Annotated in this window: 15 protein-coding genes; 4 read left to right on the forward strand and 11 right to left on the reverse strand. The window is 60.2% G+C overall.

Annotation, left to right across the window (positions count from 1 at the left end; all coding sequences use genetic code 11):
- Positions 1–20 precede the first annotated feature (20 nt).
- From ACP148_RS08310 to ACP148_RS08335, 6 genes are all read right to left on the reverse strand, one after another.
- Entirely contained in the window at positions 21–1,076 is a 1,056-nt protein-coding gene (locus ACP148_RS08310) for an isocitrate/isopropylmalate dehydrogenase family protein (RefSeq protein WP_421950459.1), read from the reverse strand.
- Between the two features lie 10 nt (positions 1,077–1,086).
- Complete coding sequence (locus tag ACP148_RS08315; protein WP_421950460.1) at positions 1,087–2,175, reverse strand: 4-oxalomesaconate tautomerase; 1,089 nt, start codon at positions 2,173–2,175, stop codon at positions 1,087–1,089.
- A gap of 272 nt (positions 2,176–2,447) precedes the next feature.
- On the reverse strand, positions 2,448–4,436 hold the full coding sequence (locus tag ACP148_RS08320; RefSeq protein WP_421950461.1) for a tripartite tricarboxylate transporter permease: 1,989 nt from the start codon (positions 4,434–4,436) through the stop codon (positions 2,448–2,450).
- A gap of 135 nt (positions 4,437–4,571) precedes the next feature.
- Positions 4,572–5,678: a Bug family tripartite tricarboxylate transporter substrate binding protein gene (locus tag ACP148_RS08325; protein WP_421950462.1), complete on the reverse strand. Its 1,107-nt coding sequence runs from the start codon at positions 5,676–5,678 to the stop codon at positions 4,572–4,574.
- A 231-nt stretch (positions 5,679–5,909) separates the two neighbouring features.
- On the reverse strand, positions 5,910–7,343 hold the full coding sequence (locus ACP148_RS08330) for a sensor histidine kinase N-terminal domain-containing protein (RefSeq protein ID WP_421950463.1): 1,434 nt from the start codon (positions 7,341–7,343) through the stop codon (positions 5,910–5,912).
- Positions 7,340–8,014 carry a response regulator transcription factor gene (locus ACP148_RS08335; protein ID WP_421950464.1) on the reverse strand — a complete coding sequence of 225 codons (675 nt, stop codon included), beginning with the start codon at positions 8,012–8,014 and terminating at the stop codon, positions 7,340–7,342. The genes ACP148_RS08330 and ACP148_RS08335 overlap by 4 nt, the downstream gene beginning before the upstream one ends.
- A gap of 214 nt (positions 8,015–8,228) precedes the next feature.
- On the opposite strand from ACP148_RS08335, the gene ACP148_RS08340 reads away from it, so the two are divergent.
- Together ACP148_RS08340 and lexA are read left to right on the forward strand one after the other, a co-directional pair.
- Entirely contained in the window at positions 8,229–9,326 is a 1,098-nt protein-coding gene (locus ACP148_RS08340; RefSeq protein ID WP_421950465.1) for a Bug family tripartite tricarboxylate transporter substrate binding protein, read from the forward strand.
- A 129-nt stretch (positions 9,327–9,455) separates the two neighbouring features.
- Complete coding sequence (lexA, locus tag ACP148_RS08345) at positions 9,456–10,163, forward strand: transcriptional repressor LexA (protein WP_421950466.1); 708 nt, start codon at positions 9,456–9,458, stop codon at positions 10,161–10,163.
- 75 nt (positions 10,164–10,238) lie between these two features.
- Here lexA and ACP148_RS08350 read toward each other — a convergent pair whose 3' ends face one another.
- Positions 10,239–12,293, reverse strand: a complete 2,055-nt coding sequence (locus ACP148_RS08350) for a ComEC/Rec2 family competence protein (protein WP_421950467.1) — start codon at positions 12,291–12,293, stop codon at positions 10,239–10,241.
- A 144-nt stretch (positions 12,294–12,437) separates the two neighbouring features.
- On the opposite strand from ACP148_RS08350, the gene gltX reads away from it, so the two are divergent.
- Together gltX and gltA are read left to right on the forward strand one after the other, a co-directional pair.
- Positions 12,438–13,874 (forward strand): glutamate--tRNA ligase, encoded by a 1,437-nt coding sequence (gene gltX, locus ACP148_RS08355; protein WP_421950468.1) that lies wholly within the window; start codon positions 12,438–12,440, stop codon positions 13,872–13,874.
- Positions 13,875–14,064: 190 nt separating this feature from the next.
- Positions 14,065–15,354 (forward strand): citrate synthase, encoded by a 1,290-nt coding sequence (gene gltA, locus ACP148_RS08360; RefSeq protein WP_421950469.1) that lies wholly within the window; start codon positions 14,065–14,067, stop codon positions 15,352–15,354.
- On the opposite strand, the gene ACP148_RS08365 is transcribed toward gltA, so the two are convergent.
- Genes ACP148_RS08365 through fabZ form a run of 4 tightly spaced genes read right to left on the reverse strand, consistent with a single transcriptional unit; the run spans position 15,351 to position 18,529 of the window.
- Positions 15,351–16,508 (reverse strand): lipid-A-disaccharide synthase, encoded by a 1,158-nt coding sequence (locus tag ACP148_RS08365; RefSeq protein WP_421950470.1) that lies wholly within the window; start codon positions 16,506–16,508, stop codon positions 15,351–15,353. The two genes, gltA and ACP148_RS08365, sit on opposite strands and share 4 nt — an antisense overlap.
- A complete protein-coding gene (gene lpxI / locus ACP148_RS08370; protein WP_421950471.1) occupies positions 16,462–17,289 on the reverse strand; it encodes a UDP-2,3-diacylglucosamine diphosphatase LpxI domain-containing protein in 828 nt (275 codons plus the stop codon). The genes ACP148_RS08365 and lpxI overlap by 47 nt, the downstream gene beginning before the upstream one ends.
- Complete coding sequence (lpxA, locus tag ACP148_RS08375) at positions 17,286–18,095, reverse strand: acyl-ACP--UDP-N-acetylglucosamine O-acyltransferase (RefSeq protein WP_421950472.1); 810 nt, start codon at positions 18,093–18,095, stop codon at positions 17,286–17,288. Before lpxA ends, lpxI begins: the two co-directional genes overlap by 4 nt.
- Positions 18,092–18,529: a 3-hydroxyacyl-ACP dehydratase FabZ gene (gene fabZ / locus ACP148_RS08380; protein WP_421950890.1), complete on the reverse strand. Its 438-nt coding sequence runs from the start codon at positions 18,527–18,529 to the stop codon at positions 18,092–18,094. Before fabZ ends, lpxA begins: the two co-directional genes overlap by 4 nt.
- Positions 18,530–18,555 lie beyond the last annotated feature (26 nt).

The following is an 18,555-nucleotide window of genomic DNA, read 5'->3' on the forward strand; positions in this document are numbered from 1 at the left end:
GCCATTGATGGTGCTTGACGTCAGAGCGCCGCGACGACGACTTTGGTGAACTCTTTCGTGCCCAGCAATCCCCCGAGGTCGCCAGTGCGCGTGGCGGGGTTCTCTGCCGTCTTGTCGATGGCACTCTCAATGGCTGCGCAGGCCGAGACGAATGCATCCTTGCCGGCCTTGCGGCCATACCAGTCGAGGAGCATGGCGCAGGACAGGATCATCGAGGTCGGATTTGCCTTGTCCTGCCCGGCGATATCGGGAGCCGAGCCATGCTGGGCCTGGGCGGCAGCGTACACATCGCCAGCATTGAGCGAACCGGCTAGTCCCAGACTGCCGGAAAGCTCCGAAGCAAGATCGGAAAGCGTATCACCATAGAAATTGGTCGTGCAGATCACATCGTAACGGGATGCATCGCGGACCAGCAGCGCCGCCATGGCGTCGATAAGGACGTCATCGAGTTCGACATCGGGGTAGTCCTTGGCCACGTCGCGAACAGACTTGAGAAACAGCCCGTCTGTAACCTGGAAGGCGTTTGCCTTGTGGACCGCCGTGACCTTGCCGCGGCGCTCTCGGGCGAGTTCGAACGAGCGGCGGGCAATCCGTTCGCAGGCGAACGCCGTCACTTTGCGCATGGAGATCGCAACACCCTCGACAGGCATGAACTCGCCCGGTCCGGAGAACATGTTGCGGTCCGGGTACATGCCTTCGGTGTTTTCGCGCATGATGACCAGATCCATATCCGTGCCACGATGGGGCAGGCTGGGTCGTGTGCGGGCGGGCCGGACATTGGCATAAAGATCGAGCCCGATGCGGAAAGCAGCCGAATAGTTGATGCCGCCCTTGTCGCGCGGCGGATAGTCCAGATTGGACATTGGGCCTAGCAACACGCCGTCGAGAGTTCTTGCCAGAGGCAGGATATCATCAGGCAGGCTCGTGCCGTGGCTCTTGAGTGCGGCGAGACCGACATCGCGATGGGTGTAGTCGAGGCCAAGGCCAAATTTCCCATCAACAGCGGCCAGAACGTCAAGGCTCGAAGCCATGATTTCGGGCCCGATGCCATCGCCGGGGAGAACGAGGAGCTTCATTAGGTTGGCCTTATTTGAGCAGATCGTCGGGAACGTAAATTTCGCCGGCCATCAGCTTGCGAGCGGTGCGGATGGCGCCACCGCTGACGACTTCGAGATTGGCACCGGTGCCCCTGGTCTTGAGCGCAACGTCGAGGAGCCCGGACGGGTGTTCGATGAGAATGAGGCGATCGTCGCCCTCGGGGCGCTTGGCCAGCCCGTCGGAAACCGAACCTTCGAGCACGGCACATGTGGATACGCACAGCCCGCCTGTCACGGCAAAAGCGGCATGAGTGCTATCGGGAACGAAATAGCGGGCAGCGATGTGTCCTTCGCCCTTGGATTCGGCCAGCATCGCAACCTTTGGTACGACCTTTCCGGTGACATCGCCGAGACCCATGCGTTCGCCAGCGATCTTGCGCATGGCTTCCATCCTGGCAAAGAAGGCGGTATCGGCATCGAGTTCGGCAGGCGTTTCGTGACCCGTCTTGCCCAGGTCGCTGGCCCGGAAGATCATCATGGGCACGGCGACGTCAATCAGGGTAACATCGACGCCGTCGATCTGTTCGACGGGATTGCCGGTCGGTAGGAGCTTGCCGGTCTTAGATCCGACAATATCCATAAAGTTAAGACGCACCGGAGCGGCAGTGCCAGGCACACCCGCGATTTCAGTGTCCCCATCATAGACAACGCCGTCGGCATCGGTCCTGATGATGGCTTCTATGCGGCTGTTGGTATTGACGTTGAAAATTGTGACGGCGGTCTCATCACCCGTGACTTTGACCATACCGCGCTCGATGGCGAACGGACCTACCCCGGCAAGGATATTGCCACATGAGGGCGCTGTATCCACAAACGCATCGGTGATCGAGACCTGCGCAAAGAGGTAGTCCACGTCCACACCCTCACGCGCGGAAGGCTGAACCATTGCGACCTTGGAGGTTAGCGTGGTGGCGCCCCCTACCCCATCGATCTGACGCGCATCGGGAGACCCCATGGCCGCTAGGAGAACCTTATCGCGCGTTGCCACATCGGCCGGTAGATCGGTGGTTACGAAATACGGGCCCCTTGAGGTCCCGCCGCGGATGAGAATGCAGGGAATGGCGGCTTGTTTGGTCATCGTCATCTTCAAGGTTGTGTCCGTCCCAAAAGGTTCGGACGAACTCGGTTCGATATCGGACGCGCTTTAGCAGAACGGCGGTTGCCGTAGGATTGAGCAATGGTGTTGCCCGGCATCGCGGTTTGGCAATGAAGGGCGGGAAGAAACATTCCCGCCCTTCGCCAGTTCTAGAGCACTTCAGCGCTTCTTCAAATCGCTTCAATTGCTCTAAGTCCTTGTTTTTGTCGCGCTTCCGAACCGGATAAGTGGTGCCCACTTATCCTGGAAGCGCTCTAGCGGAACGGCCAGGGCAAGCGGAACTGACCCTGCAACAACCCCGCCGGCATGACAAGGTTCAATGAACGGGCCAGAACCATCATGAAAATCGCAGCGGCGAGCGTAAGCAGAATCGTCTTGAGCCAGCTCGCTTTGGCCATGGTCCTGAGGAAGGCCACGAAGAAGATCAGCAGCGCCGCAAAATAGCCCGCAATTGCAACGAGGCCGACAAATAGGGCAAGCCAGCCCAGCATGGCCCAGGCCCCACCCCGGACGTCGTGTTCACGCAGTGTGACCTCAGTATCGAAATTGGCCGTCGAATCGAGCTTGCCCAGGGCCAGTGGCACCATAGCCACAAGGGTTGCGGCGATACCCACAACCGCCACCCAGGTCGGGAAGATGCCGCCCAGTTGGGTCAAACCGAACGATTCCCAGAACACAAACACAAAGCCGGCCAGAACCGCCATCCCGAACAGAACCTGCGGCCAAATCTGGCCTGCCTGGGCGATTTCGGTTGTCCCTTCGGTACTGACCTTGGCGGCATCTTCGCCCGGTCTGGTGCGGGCGCCGAGCCAGACCGAAACGATGGTGAGTACTATGATGCCGATAACCAGCGGACGGGTGAGGAAACCCCAGCCCGAGAACTGGACGGCCTGATAGAGGTAGCGTTCGGCCTGCGTGGCCAGAACGAAACCGATCAGGAAGCCCGGACGCGGCCATCCGAAGCGCTTGAGCAGCACGCCGATGGCGCCGACGATCAGCAGGGCGACGAGGTCGTTGAGCGACCTCGTCGCCTGGAAGGAGGCGAACGTTATGACCATTATCATAAATGGCGCGATCAGCGCGTAGCGGATCGTGGTCAGGCGCGCGATGCCGGGCGCAGCAACGATGCAAAGCAGCGTGCCGATGACGTTCGCCAGGGCCAGCGACCAGACGATGGTGTAGGTCACGTCGAGATTGCGGTCTGCCATGGCTGGGCCGGGCTGGATACCCAGCAGGATAAGGCCGGCAAGGAACACCGCCATCGATCCCGAACCCGGGATGCCGAACAGGAGCGTGGGAATCAGCCCGCCGCCTTCCTTGGCATTGTTGGCCGACTCCGGCGCGATGACGCCGCGAATGTCGCCCTTGCCATATTGCGATCGGTCCTTGGAGGTCTGGACGACATGGCCATAGGCGATCCAATCGACCACCGACCCACCAAGGCCGGGGATGGCGCCGATGATGGCACCCAGTCCAGAACAGCGCAGGGCGAGCCATTTGTAGGTCCAGGTGTCCTTGAGCCCCTGCAACCAGCCCTGCCCCAGAGAAGAAGACTTATTGGCGATCGAGGACCCACCACGCAGCAGATCGACGATTTCGGGGACAGCGAACAGGCCCAATGCAACAATGACCAGCGGAACACCGTTCATGAGATAGAGCAAGCCGAAATCCATGCGGTATTCGCCTGTGGCCGGCGCCGCGCCGATGGCACCGAAAGCCAGGCCCAATGCGGCAGCCGCGACGCCCTTGGCGAGGTTGTTGCCGGATAGGACGCCAACCATCGAGAGGCCGAAAAGGGTCAGGGCGAAGAGCTCTGCCGAAGAGAAGCTCAAGATGAGCGGGCGAGCGATGACGACGAAGCCGGTCAGGATCAGAGCGCCGAACAGACCGCCCATGAGTGAAGCCGAAAATGCTGCCGACAGCGCGCGAGCCGCCTGGCCCTTCTTGGCGAGCGGAAATCCGTCGAGAACTGTCGCCTGACTGGCGGTCGATCCGGGTATTCCCATGAGGACGGAGGCGAAAGTGTCGGAGGTGGGAATGATGGCAACCAGACCGATGAGCATGGCCAGCGCCGAGGTCTGGTCCATGCCGTAGAGGAACGGCAGGAGCAGCGACAGGCCGACGATGCCGCCGAGTCCGGGAAGAATGCCGATGACGAGACCCAGCAATACGCCAAGGGTCAGAAACATCATGTGGTGAGGGGTCAGCAGTTCAATGAGTGCTGAAAAAAGGACGTCGAGCATGTTGGCTACTCGTGAGTTTTGGCGAACCCTGGTTCGGGTGCAGGCGCCGCATTGTCACAGTGCAGGGACAAGCGTGCATCAGGAAAGATACAGCGCCGCAACCCGTTGGGGCCGCGGCGCTGCTGACAACAGATCCTATTCGAGCGTTACCTGATAGTTTTCGGTCAGGAACTGGCGTACCCAGTCACGTGCCACCGGGTCGATAGTGGTCGCGGCGGTGTAGACACCGGCCACTTCATCACCGACGGCCTGGTCGTATTCGCCCAGAATTTCGCCTTTGGCTGCCTGAAGCTCAGGGTCGGCGACGGCGTCGACAAAAGCCTGACGGTAGGCTTCCACGATTTCCGGCGGCGTTCCATTGGGGAGCATGGCTGGCTTCTGGGCGGCAAAGCCCGAACCAAAGAAGGCGAGGTAGGCCTGCAGTTCGATGCCGGCAGCGCTCATTTCACCGTGAACCATCTCGTAAGCTTCAAGAAAGTGCGGCAAATCGGGGAAGGTCGGGTCGCGCTGGACATTGCCGTTCGCATCGAGCACGCCCCAGGAAAAGAGCGGCACGGCATCGCCGGCTTCGACGAGCGGAACCACGTTGGTGAGATAGGCCGACGAGGTCTGGTAATCGATAGTGGCCTCGCCACGCTCGAATGCCAGACGGCCATCGCCACGACCGGTCATGCCGAAGACATGACGAACGTCGAGGCCCAGAACTTCGAAGGCCAGCAATGGAACGAGATCGAGCGACGTTGCGCCCTGGCTGGCGTAGACCAGTTCGGCACCCATGAGCTCGCCAAGCTCGGAAGCATCGGAAATCCCAAGGCTCGCCGGGATGTAGACCACGCCGCCGGTCGGAGAGACCAGCACGGGTTCAAGTTCGGCATAGTCATACTGAACGCGACTGTCGCCGAGCAAGAACGGGAACTGGGTCGAACCTGACGTGCCAAGCAGGGAAAGCCCATCGGGCTCGGCGCGGGCAACGAATTCATTGGTGCCGGTGATTGACCCGCCGCCGGGAACGTTGCGAACGATTACATTAGGTTGTCCGGGAAGGTGCTTGGACAGGTAGGGAGCATAAAAGCGCGCCCAGACGTCAGACCCGCCACCTTCGGAAAAGGGAATCCACCATTCGACTGTCTGGCCCGAGAAATCGACCTCCTGAGCCTGAAGCGAGACTGGCGCAATGGCAATCGAAGCGGCCGCAACAGCGGACGCAGCCAAACCCCGCGCGAAGCGAAGTGCATTTTTCATATAGGATCCTCCCATAAAGTTGACAGCCAGACCTCCGCATCGCCCCGCGCCGTACCTCCCCAGCCGGCCTTCGATTCATCCGAGCCTTGCACCCGGATTTTCTCCGGCCTTTGCTAGACATGGCAAGGAAATGCGGAGACAACGAACGTCTGCTGGAGGCCAGCATGCACCACCAAGCTGTCGAAAAGCTGTCCGGGTCAAAACCGGGCAATTGTTGAGTGAAGCAGCGCCCTATTCGGCGGCTATGCTGCCAATTCCAGGCTTTTGCCCGCTGCTTTCCAAGTGGGCGATTGGTAGTTCAAGGCGCACCGTGCAGCCCTTTTCGACGGGGATGATGCCAACATCCCCGCCTGCCCGCTGCGCAATCGCCCTAACGATAGAGAGCCCAAGCCCGCATCCTCCATCGCTGTCTTCGGACAGGCGCACGAATCTATCGAACACCTGCTCGGTGGCCGCAGGTGGAATGCCTGGTCCGTCATCAGAGACCGTAAGCGCGGCCATATTTCCCCTCCGCTCCACGACGAGCGAAAGCCGTCCGCCCGCGGCGCAACCATATTTCAGGCCGTTGTCGATGAGATTGTCGACTGCCTCTTCGAGCATGACACGATTGCCTGCGACAGGCAGGGGGATGTTTGCGGGTTCGAGTTCTATATCAACATGAACCTGGAGAGCCCTCGGGACGTGGCGGCGGGCGACATCGGCAACAAGCCCGGTCAGGTCTGAGGGCGGTTGGAGATCATCACCCCTGCTCTCATTGGCTATATCGAAATTGAGCAGTTGATGACTCATGCGCGAAAGTTGCCTTGCTGCCTGGGCGAGATCTTCAAGACGGGCCGAGCGGCCGCTGTCGCTGCTCGCTGTCAACGCCGCTTCGGCCTGTGCCTGGATGGCCGCCACGGGATTGCGCAACTGATGGGCTGCGTTGCCTATAAAGACATTCCGTCTGTCGAGTTCTTCCCGAAGTCGCGCGAACAGGCCGTTGATCGTCTCGACGAGAGGCGCGACTTCATGTGGAACGGGCCGTCGAATGGGCCGAAGATCGCTGGCCGAACGCAAGCCAACGGCGCTGCGCAGATCGGTAAGTGGGGTCAGCCCCCAATTGATGCCGAACCAGAAGAGAATCGCTGCAGATCCCACGATGAGCAGGAGATTGAAAACGGATTGGGCCCCAAGCCACAGACTGAGCGCCTGACGCTGGGTGACCGTCTGCCAAACCTGAACCGTGGTCCATCCGTCAAAATCGATATCGGCGATGAACTCGCGCAGGATGACCACCCGAACCGGACGATCATCATAGTAGCTGTCAAAAAAGACCGGCGTACCGCCTGGAACATCTAGGTTAGCCGACGGGATGGGAGCATCGGAGTGCCCTGTTACAAAGCGACCATCGGCGGCGCGGACCTGATAGAAGATGGGATCACCCAAGGCTCCGACCAGGGAATCGAGCAAGGCATCGGCGACGAGATCGCCTTTGGTCAGGACGACCTCTCTGGCGACAGCGTGGGCAACCACCTTCAATGTGTCGTCGTACAGGTCCTTGGACATGTCCTGGGCCGACCAGTAGCGCACAACGCTCGAGGCCAGGGCGATGAACACCAAGGGCACGACAAGCAATACAAAGAGCCGGGCGCGAAGGCTGCGCACGCGCGGAGAGTCCGCCTTCATTGGACGACGACCTGACGCAGCACATAACCGAGCCCGCGAATGGCCCTTATGGTTATGCCGAAAGGTTCTATCTTGCGACGCAGGCGGGAAACGAGCAGTTCAACTGCGTTGACATCGACATCGGCTCCCGTCCCGTAGATGCTGTCGCACAGCGCATCCTTGGACACCACGCGCTCGGCGTGATCGAACAGGACCTCCCATAGCGCGAGTTCGCGCCTGGGCAGCGCGATGGGGCCGTCGGGGCCTGAAAGCTGACGCGACAGCCGATCGTAGCTGAGGTGACCAAGCGTCTCAATCTTGTGAACACGGTGCCCCCTGCGCCGCCCGAGGGCGCGGACGCGTGCGTTAAGTTCGGCCATTTCGAATGGCTTGGTCATATAATCATCGGCACCGGCATCGAGCCCGACGATACGATCCTGGAGACCGTCGCGGGCGGTCAGAACGAGAACGGGAATGTCGTTGCGCTCCGTGCCCAGGGTACGAATGACATCAAGGCCGCTGCGTTTGGGCAGGTTTATGTCGACAATGGCAAGATCGGCGCCTTCGGTTGACAGAAACTGCGCGCCATCATCGCCATTGGCCAACCAATCGACAGCGTGTCCCTCGTCCTGGAGAGACTGAATGACCGCGCGCGCCAGCATTGTGTTGTCTTCAATCAGAACGATGCGCAAGGGCCTTTACCTTTCCGTCCGACTTGTTGTCGCCGCTGGGGATCTCGGGCCGCGAATACCCCATTCTGTTTTGGGCAATGTGGCCCTGGGAGGCTGTCGCTGGCAAGCAAATTTACGTGAGGGCTGGCCTAGCGGAGTAACAGCGACTAGACATGGACCGGACCGGCCAGTCCCCGGAAGGCGACCGGTTCATGCCAGTCACTGGAGGAGGATTATGAACGGAGCGCTGCGTTGGGCAAGAGGCCTGGGCGCCGGACTTGCCTTGCTTTCGATGCTGGCCGTGCCAGCGCTGGGGCAGGTCAGTTTCGAGGGCAAGACTATCGAATGGATCATTCCCTTTACCCAAAGTGGCGGGTCCGACACTTGGGCACGGTTCAATGCGCCTTTTCTAACCCGACACCTGCCCGGCCATCCCGAAATTGAGATCGTCAATGAACCGGGAGGTGGCGGTACGCGCGGACCGAACACCTTTGCCAGCCGCGCGCGCCCTGACGGGCTGACCATTCTGGGAACTTCGGGGTCGACACAGTTTCCCTACCTTCTGGGCGACTTGCGTGTGCGATACGACTATAAGGACTGGGAAGTCACCATGGCGGCGCCGACCGGAGGGGTGGTCTATGTATCGCCTCGGACGGGGGTGGATGGCCCGGCGACAATCGAAGGACTGCGCGGCCAGACGCTGGTTTTCGCCAGCCAGGGCCCAACGTCTCTCGACCTGGTGCCCATGCTGGCCTTCCGGCTGCTCGGTCTCGATGTCAGCTATGTTTTCGGCTACACCGGTCGCGGCGACGGCCTGATCGCCATGGAGCGGGGTGAGGTGAGCATCGACTATCAGACGACGGCTTCCTATCTGCGCAACGTCTTGCCCATGGTGGCGGCCGGCGATGCGGTACCTCTGATGAGTTGGGGCATCCTCGATGAAAATGGCGTCATGCAGCGCGACCCGACATTTCCAGATCTTCCCATTGTGGAGGAAGTCTATGAAATGCTGCACGGACGGCCGCCCGAAGGGGCCGACTACGAAGCGTATCGCGCCTTCAACATTGCCGGGTTTGCCGCGCAGAAGATGGCTGTTTTGCCCCAAGACACCCCACCTGAAATTGTCGAGACGTGGCGGCGAGCGTGGCGGGATATTTTCGAGGACCCGGAATATCGCGCCAATGTCGGCACCGTCCTGGGTGCCTATGAACAGGTTACGGACCGTGCAGCCGAAGCGCTGTTTATTGAAGCCACCACGATTGATCCGACTGCACGACGGCGTGTCCTTGAAATGCTTTCCAACGAATATGCGGTGCGCCTGAACGATCAGTAGCGGCGCCGGCGCATCAATCAAAGCGCAGCCGTCAAACCGCGATTTACAGGGAGCGCTTGCGGAACATTTACGGAACATGTATAAAAGTTCAATATTTGTTCCGATTCGACGCCGCCGAGGGATCCGCCAATGTTGACGCGCAAACAGCACGAACTTCTGATGTTCATTCATGAGCGGATGAAAGAGAGCGGCATCCCGCCCTCCTTCGACGAAATGAAGGAAGCGCTGGATTTGAAGTCGAAATCGGGCATTCACCGGCTTATCACAGCACTGGAGGAACGTGGGTTCATCCGGAGGCTGCCCAACCGGGCTCGAGCGCTTGAGGTCGTAAAACTGCCGGATTCGATGAATCCCTCACTTGGTGGGCGCAAGGCGCGGTTCGAACCTTCAGTCATAGAAGGTACTTTGGGTAAGGTCCCGGCGAAGACCATGGCACCCAGGCAAGACAACGGCGGATCGGTATCCATTCCGGTCATGGGGCGCATTGCGGCGGGCGTGCCAATCGAGGCAATCCAGACACATTCCCATTCCATCGCGGTTCCACCCGAAATGCTGGGTTCTGGCGAGCATTTCGCGCTCGAGGTGCGCGGGGATTCAATGGTCGATGCCGGTATTTTTGACGGCGATACTGTTCTGATCCGCAAACAGGATGCGGCGGGCAATGGAGAAATCGTCGTCGCGCTGGTCGATGACGAGGAAGCGACCCTCAAACGGTTGCGCAAGAAGGGTAATGCAGTGGCGCTCGAAGCGGCCAATCCCGCTTACGAAACCCGAATTTTTGGTCCTGACCGCGTGAAGGTTCAGGGGCGGCTTGTGGGATTACTGCGGCGCTACTAGATTTTTCGTTGTCCCGGCCGGTTGTCTGCAATCGGAAGTTGTGGGTTTTAGCCGGTACTCCAGATGAGCAAGACGCTAGGGCTGGATGCGCCAGGGACGATCCGGACCGTCTATAGCTGTGCGGATTGTCGGTGGGAGATCGGGGCCGTTCCAATCGATCATATGCGCGCCGTGCCGCGCCAAGTCGAGCGCATCGATGACCAGGGTCGTGGCCCCATCGCATTGGGGCGGTGCGGTCAGGCGGGTGATGACGATATCGGCGATGCGGCAGTCTTCGTCAAAGGCGTCGCGGGATTTGACGAGGGCGATTTTGTAGCCCTCTTCCGTTGGCAGGACGCAGCCCAGGCTATCGCAACCAGTCGCCGGATGGGCATTCTCGATCACCGTTATATAGCGCTCTGACCAGATCGTTGTGGCAAAGGTGTTGTTGCGCCCAGCGATAAGAGCGACACGGTCTCCGCTACGGACGGCCACGGCCTGGCTTTGATCGGCGACAAAAATATCGGGGGCCTGCTCCAGGCAGAGAAAGGCTATAAGTGGCACCGCCACAATCGGCCCGATGATGCGGATACGGGGTCGGAAATAGGCCAGCCATGCCAGTGCCACTAGAGCGATTCCGAGCGCGGCGGGCGATAGGATGGGGCTGGGGTCGAACCCTCCGCTTAGCTCGCGTACGAAACCGGCGCACCAGAGCATCGCCTCGATGCTCCAGCCCAACGCGATGTAGGGGATGGCTTCGAGACCGAGGGGAAGGAGCAGCGTTCCAAGCAGGGCGGCGGGCATCATCACAAAACTCACGATCGGCATGGCCATGAGATTGCCCAGTACCCCGAAAGGCGCTGTCTGCTGAAAGTGGTAGGCGGCAAAAACAACGGTTGCGAATCCGGCGATGACGCTGGTGTTGGCGATGTCGAGCATTAGCGCCAGCACTTTAGCCCGCTGCGGGCGCTCCCTGCCCTCCCGCTTGCGTCGGGCCAGTTCATAGGCCGCGATCAAAGCGATGACGGCGGCGAAGGAGAGCTGAAACGACGCCCTGAAGACGCTGGTCGGTTCAAAGACGATAATTGCCAACCCGGCAATCGCAACATTGCGCATAGTCAATGCCTGTCGACCGGCAATGATGGCAGCGAAGACCAAGGCCAGCATGATCGTGGAGCGGACCGCCGGAATGACCATGCCCGATATTACCATGTATGCCAGAGCGGTAGCGATGCCGAAGCCGGCAGCGATCTTTTTGATGGGCAGGCGCTGGGTGATCCCGTGGCTGAGCGAGAGGACGAAGCGCACGCAGGCGAACATGGTGCCAGCTACCAGTGTCAAATGCAGGCCGGAAATCGCGATGACATGGGCGATGCCCGCCGACGCCATGAGATTGCGGTCGTCCTCAATGATCCGGCTTTGATCGCCGGTAACGAGCGCTGCAGCGATGCCCCCGATCCGCTCTCCCAATTGGGATACGATGCGGGCTGTGATGGTGGCGCGAATGTCCTTGACGACGCGCGCGAGACCGCCTGTCTCGCTTCTCGAGATATCGATATCACCGAATGCTGTGCCGTAGGCGCCGATACCATCGAAATGGCTCACGAACTGGGAATCGTACCCGCCCGGAACGGCGGGTGGGGGAACCGGATAAAAGCGGATACGGGCCGTGATGGTGTCGCCAGGCGACACGTCATAACTGCCAGAGACCGTAATGCGGGCTAACCGGATATCGGGGACAGTCCACTCAGGAGTGCCCTCGATATTGGAAAGGATCCAACGCTGCTGGTTGCCATCATCATGTGTGACCGCTTCGATGCGCGCGGTGTAACTTCCATAGCGCGGCTCCTCGAGCATGTTCGTTCCGAAAAGCGCGGCATGAATGGGCAGAAGAACCATCCCCAGGGCGAACATCGCGGCAAGCAGACCGGTTTCGCGGATGGGGGCGCGGTCACGACCGACCCATGCGGTCACCAAGGTCAAACTTGCAAGGGCGGCAAGCGAGATAAAGGCCGGCTCGCCGGGAAGGATCCGATAGGCAATGAGCCCGGCGATCATGGCAAAGGGAAAGAGGATGAAGTTGCGACGCTGGGTAGTGGCGTCGAGAATTGCGGTTCTCAAGCCCTCGTAGAGAGCAGCCGTCCGCGCCACGAACCATGCATGCGGGCCAATAGCCCGCCCCTGCCCCGGATTTTGGCGACCGGAAAATCGACCATCTTGGCGCGCCCCCAACCCTTGCGCTCGTTGGGCGCTATGGTACACACGGGCCAAGCATTTCTCCAAGCGGTAAGCCTCATGTCCAAGCCCGTCATCACGCGTTTTGCGCCTTCGCCCACAGGTTTCCTGCATATCGGGGGCGCGCGCACTGCTCTTTTCAATTGGGTGTTCGCGCGCAAGATGGGCGGCAAGATGCTGCTGCGCATTGAAGACACGGACCGCGAGCGCTCGACCGAAGCTGCTGTGGCGGCCATTCTGGATGGCATGAGCTGGTTGGGGCTCGAATGGGACGGCGATCCGATCAGCCAGTTCGCGCGCGCCGACCGGCACGCAGAGATTGCCCAGCAATTGCTGGAAAGCGGCAACGCCTACAGGTGCTTTTGTACGCCGCAAGAGTTGACCGAGATGCGCGAAAAGGCCCGGGCTGAAGGCCGCCCGCCACGCTATGACGGGCGTTGGCGTGATCGGGATGCTTCGGAGGCTCCCAACGGCGTCAAGCCCGTTGTCCGGATCAAGGCGCCGCAGTCGGGCGACATCGTTGTCAAGGATCGGGTGCAGGGAGACGTTGTCTTCAAGGCTGAAAACCTCGACGATTTCATCATCCTGCGCTCAGATGGCACACCGACTTATATGCACGCGGTAGTGGTGGACGATCACGACATGGGCGTTACCCATATTATTCGGGGTGACGATCATCTGACCAATGCCGCCAGGCAGATCGTAATTTATCGCGCCATGGGCTGGGATGTCCCCGAGATGGCCCATATTCCGCTGATCCACGGACCGGACGGGGCAAAGCTTTCCAAGCGCCATGGCGCAATGGGGGTCGAGGCGTATCGCCAGATGGGATATCTGCCCGAAGCCTTGCGCAATTATCTGGCGCGGCTGGGTTGGGCGCATGGCGACGACGAGATCTTTTCGACCGACCAGATGGTCGAGTGGTTCTCGCTCGAGGCACTCAATAAGGGCGCGTCCCGGTTCGATTTCGTCAAGCTCGACAATCTCAACGGTCACTATGTCCGCGCGACCGACCCTGCCCGACTCTACGATGTGATGGTAGAGACGGCGTCGGAGACCGGGCGCAATGCCGACTACGCTGGCCTCGTTTCCAACAAGGATACGGTCATGGCCGCGATCCCCGAACTGCAGCCACGCGCCAAAACTGTTCTCGAACTGATCGATCTGGCGCAGTTCATCTATGCGGAACGGCCGCTGCCGATCGAAGAAAAGGCAGCGCAATTGCTCAACGAAGAAAGCGTTGCACATCTGGCGGCGCTCACGTCGGCATTTTCGGCGCTTGATGGCTGGTCGGTTGAAAGTCTGGACGGGACGGTGCGGACCTATGCCGAAACGGTTGGGCTAAAACTGGGCAAGGTTGCGCAACCCTTGCGGGCCGCGCTGACCGGGCGGACAATTTCACCGGGCATTTTCGAAGTCATGGTGTTGATCGGGCGCGAGGAGAGCCTGGCCCGGCTTTCCGATGTCGTGGGCGTTGGCGCGGGGGCTCGTTCCTAGCGCCATCCGTCTCGTGTTTTGAATTACAACTTTCGTTTTACCTATACGTCAAGAACCATGACGTAGTTGCATGGCGTAACGATTTCGGATACCCAAGCGAAGCATTTTTCAACGACGTCATTGTGCGTGTTCAGAGCCGGCGAGCCCCGCGCTTGTGGCAAATCTGAGCCGAAACCCGGGAGGCACATGAATGAGCGATAAATCCGCAAAACTTACTCTGGGCGATGAATCCTACGAGTTCCCGGTGCTCAGCGGCACGGTGGGGCCCGATGTAATCGACATTCGTTCGCTGTACGCCAAGACTGGAATGTTTACGTACGATCCCGGTTTCACCTCAACGGCGGCGTGCGATAGCGCCATAACCTATATCGACGGCGACAAGGGCGAGCTGCTCTATCGCGGCTATCCCATCGACCAGCTTGCGGACAAGAGTTCATATATCGAGGTCTGCTACCTGCTGCTCTACGGCGAACTGCCCTCGAAAGCCGATCTGAAGGATTTCGAGAACCGGGTGACGCGGCACACCATGGTGCATGAACAGATGCACTATTTCTATCGCGGCTTCCGCCGTGACGCGCACCCTATGGCCATCGTGACCGGTGTTGTCGGCGCAATGGCGGCGTTCTACCACGACTCCACCGACATCTCGGACCCCGAGCAGCGTGAAATCGCTTCGATCCGCATGATCGCCAAGCTGCCGACCATTGCTGCGATGGCCTACAAGTATTCGGTGGGCCAGCCTTTCGTTTATCCGCGCAATGATCTCGATTATGCGTCGAATTTCCTGCACATGTGCTTTGCCGTGCCGGCCGAGGAATACAAGGTCGATCCGGTGGTAGCCAAGGCCATGGACCGTATTTTTACGCTTCATGCAGACCATGAACAGAACGCTTCGACCTCGACGGTTCGTCTGTCGGGTTCGTCGGATGCAAACCCGTTTGCCTGTATTGCTGCCGGTGTGGCTTGCTTGTGGGGGCCTGCGCACGGCGGCGCCAACGAGGCGGCGCTCAACATGCTGCGCCAGATCGGGACCGTGGACCGCATCCCCGAATTCATCGAACGCGCCAAGGACAAGAACGACCCGTTCCGCCTGATGGGTTTCGGGCACCGGGTGTACAAGAATTACGATCCGCGCGCCGCGGTGATGCAGGAATCGGCTCGTGAAGTACTTGATCTCCTGGGCGTCGAAAACAACCCGACGTTGCAGGTCGCGCAGGAACTCGAGAAGATCGCACTGGAAGACCCATATTTCGTTGATCGCAAGCTTTATCCGAATGTGGATTTCTACTCAGGCATCATTCTCGACGCCATTGGCTTCCCGACTTCGATGTTCACGGCGATCTTTGCGCTGTCGCGCACGGTAGGCTGGATTGCCCAGTGGAAGGAAATGATCGGCGATCCGCAAAAGAAGATCGGGCGTCCCCGCCAGCTCTACAATGGCGCGACGATGCGCGATTATGTGGATATTTCAGCTCGCTAGATGTGAGCCAGAATTATTTCGACGGGATCTTGAAGGGGCGCTTCCGGCGCCCCTTTTTCCATGAGGGCGCGGATCTGGCGGAATTCGCCGGCCTGGGTAGCCAGCGCCAGCGGCGCGTCGATCAGCGCGAAGGCGGCATCGGCCAGCTTTGCCGGCTCACCCTTGTGGGCGAACAGTATTTCAGGGATCGCCTGTTTTCCGGCAATGATATTGGGCAGTCCGATAAAACGGGTCGTTGCCTTCTTGAACATACGGACCTGGGCGCCTTCGGCGACATAGGTCAGGATGTGGGGCACACCAGCAAGGGCGAGTTCGAGCGTAACCGTACCGCTCACAGCGATTGCGGCCAAGGCCCGTTCAATGGCGGACGCGCGATCTTGCGGCGTGACCAGCACAGATACCGGGGTTGGCCATTGGGTCACCATCCTGGAAATTCGGGCCGCTTGGGATGGTGTGGAGAGAATAATGAATCCGGCGACGGAGGGGTGGGCCGCCAAGCGCTGCGCCACTTGGGCCATCATCGGGAGATGGCGAGCGATTTCGCCCCTGCGGCTGCCCGGCAGAAGCAGGACGGGACCAGCGGCCGGCTGAGCCGACCGCATGGGATATCTCGCCAGCGCGGGGTGCCCCACATAGGCTGTTTGTGGCCCGCCGAGCCGCCGCATCGCTTCCGGCTCGAACGGCAGTACGCTCAATACCTCATCGAAAATCCCTGACAGTTTCCGGGCCCTATCGGCACCCCAGGCCCAGACGGCGGGGGCAACGTAAAGGATGATGGCACCACGATATCCGCGCCTGCGTAGCGATCGAGCCACAACCTTCGAGAAGACCTGGGCGTCGATGAGCACGACCACGCTGGGCCGTTGGCGCAGGACAGCCATGACAACCTGACGGGCGCGCCACAGCAGCAGAGGTAGCCTGACAATGACGTCGCGATAGCCCATGACCGCCAGATCTTCGATGGAAAAGAGCGAGGAGAGCCCCTCGCCTTCCATAGCATCGCCGCCGACGCCCGATATGGACAGATCGGGACGAGCGCGGCGGAGGCCCGCCATTAAATTGGCGCCAATGCGATCGCCCGACGCCTCGCCAGCAAGAATGAAGACACTAGTCATCTTGCGCCGCAATGCCGAGAAGCGCGATACCTGCGGCATCGGCGTTCGAAATCAGTTCGTCGCGGCCGATCAACAGGGTACGCCCGGCTTCAACGACAATTGCTTCAATGCCGACTTTGCAAGCCAGTGCAACGGTATTTTTGCCGATGGCGGGAAGATCAACGTGCAGGGGCTGGCCGGGCTTTGATGTTTTGGCGAGAACCAAATGGCCGCGCCCATTGCCGATGAGGCCGCGCTCGCGATAGACGTCGCACCTTGCGAGAAGCTCGTCGGTGCCGCCGATATCCTCAGTTGCAATAATCCGCCCCCCAGAGACGACGAGCGCCTGCCCAAGATCGAGGACGCCGGCTTTGCGGGCCACTGCAAAGGCAAATTCGGCGGTGCGGAGAAGTTCACCCGCGGCGGGGACTGCGCCCATCTGGCCCTCGGGTGCAAGGAGGTTCGAAACGATTTCGTGCACGCCGATGAAGGGGAGGCCCAACATTTTTAGCAGCGCTGCGCCGAGTTGGGAAAGCTTGCTGTCGCCTTTGGTGGCGCCGTCCTTATCGCCCGCAAATTCCGCAAAGGTTTCGCGCTCGCGGTCCGACATGTGCATGCCACCAACGGCGCAGACGTGGGTGGCCTTGAACCGACGGATTTCGCGCAGCACCTGATCGGGGCGGGAGACCTTGATTCGGAAGGGATCTTCACCCTCCAGATCGGCGCGTGGATGGAGCGCAAGAACGCGAACTTCCCACCCGGCATCCCGGGCAGCCGCAATGGCCTGGGGTACAAGATCGCCCGATCCGGCGACCAGCGCCAATCGGCCGGGAGCGGTCATTGTTCGGCTGGCGTGCCGTTGCGGGGCATGCAGAGCGCGCGCTCGGACGGCTTCCGGATGAACTCGATCACTTCCTCAACGAGCGCTTCGCCCTCGAATATTTCGGCGGCGTCTTCAATGCGTTCCCGCAGGGTGCCCTCGCTCGAAAAGATCATGCGATAGGCGGCCCGCAAGGCGTGGATCGATTCCCGGTCGAACTTGCGGCGCTTGAGCCCAACAAGGTTCAATCCACCGAGATAGGCACGATTGCCAAGCACAGAGCCGTAGGGAATGACGTCGTTTTCGACGAACGACATGGCGCCGACAAAGGCATGAGCGCCGATGCGGACGAATTGATGAACGCCGCAGATGCCACCGAAACGGACGTAGTCATCCACGATGCAATGGCCGGCCAAAGATGCCTGATTGGCCATGACCACATGGTTGCCGACGCGGCAATCATGGGCGATATGGACGCCCACCATAAGCAGGCAATTATTGCCAACCCTGGTTTCCATACCGCCGCCGGCGGTGCCGGGATTGATGGTCACATATTCGCGCAGCACGCAATCGTCACCGATCGAAACCGTGCTCGGTTCGCCCTCGAATTTGAGATCCTGCGGCGGGTGACCGATGGAAGAAAACGGGTAGATGGTGGTTCGCGCGCCTACCGCCGTGCGACCATCGATGGAGACGTGCGAAACGAGCCTCGCCTCATCGCCCAAGGTTACGTTGTCGCCCACGATGCAATAGGGACCGACATGCACGTTTTCGCCCAGCGTCGCGTTGCCGCTGACAATGGCTGTGGGATGGATTGATGCGGTCACGCTTGTTCCTTGACGATCATCGCGCCGATTTCGGCTTCGGCGACGACGACGCCGTCCACGATTGCCTTTGCTTCATAGCGTCCGACCGTCTTGCGGCGGTGAATCTTTTTGATGTGATATTCCAGACGGTCGCCAGGCTTTGCGGGCTTACGGAACTTCACGGCATCGATCGTCAGGAGGTAAACGATGTGCTTATCGCCTGACTTGTTCTCAAGGTTGATGACGATGGCGCCAGCCGTCTGGGCCATGCCCTCGATGATGAGGACACCCGGGAAAATGGGCTCGCCGGGGAAATGCCCCTGAAACTGCGGCTCATTGAACGTGACGTTCTTGATGCCGATGGCCGAATCGTCGCCGTCGATCTCGATGATGCGGTCGATCATCAGGAAGGGGTAGCGATGCGGAAGCGCCTTGAGGACGGCGTCTATCTCCATGGTGGAGAGTTCAGTGGCCTGCTTGG

Origin of the sequence: Pelagibacterium sp., assembly GCF_965249125.1 — a bacterium.
Classification (GTDB): Bacteria; Pseudomonadota; Alphaproteobacteria; order Rhizobiales; family Devosiaceae; genus Pelagibacterium.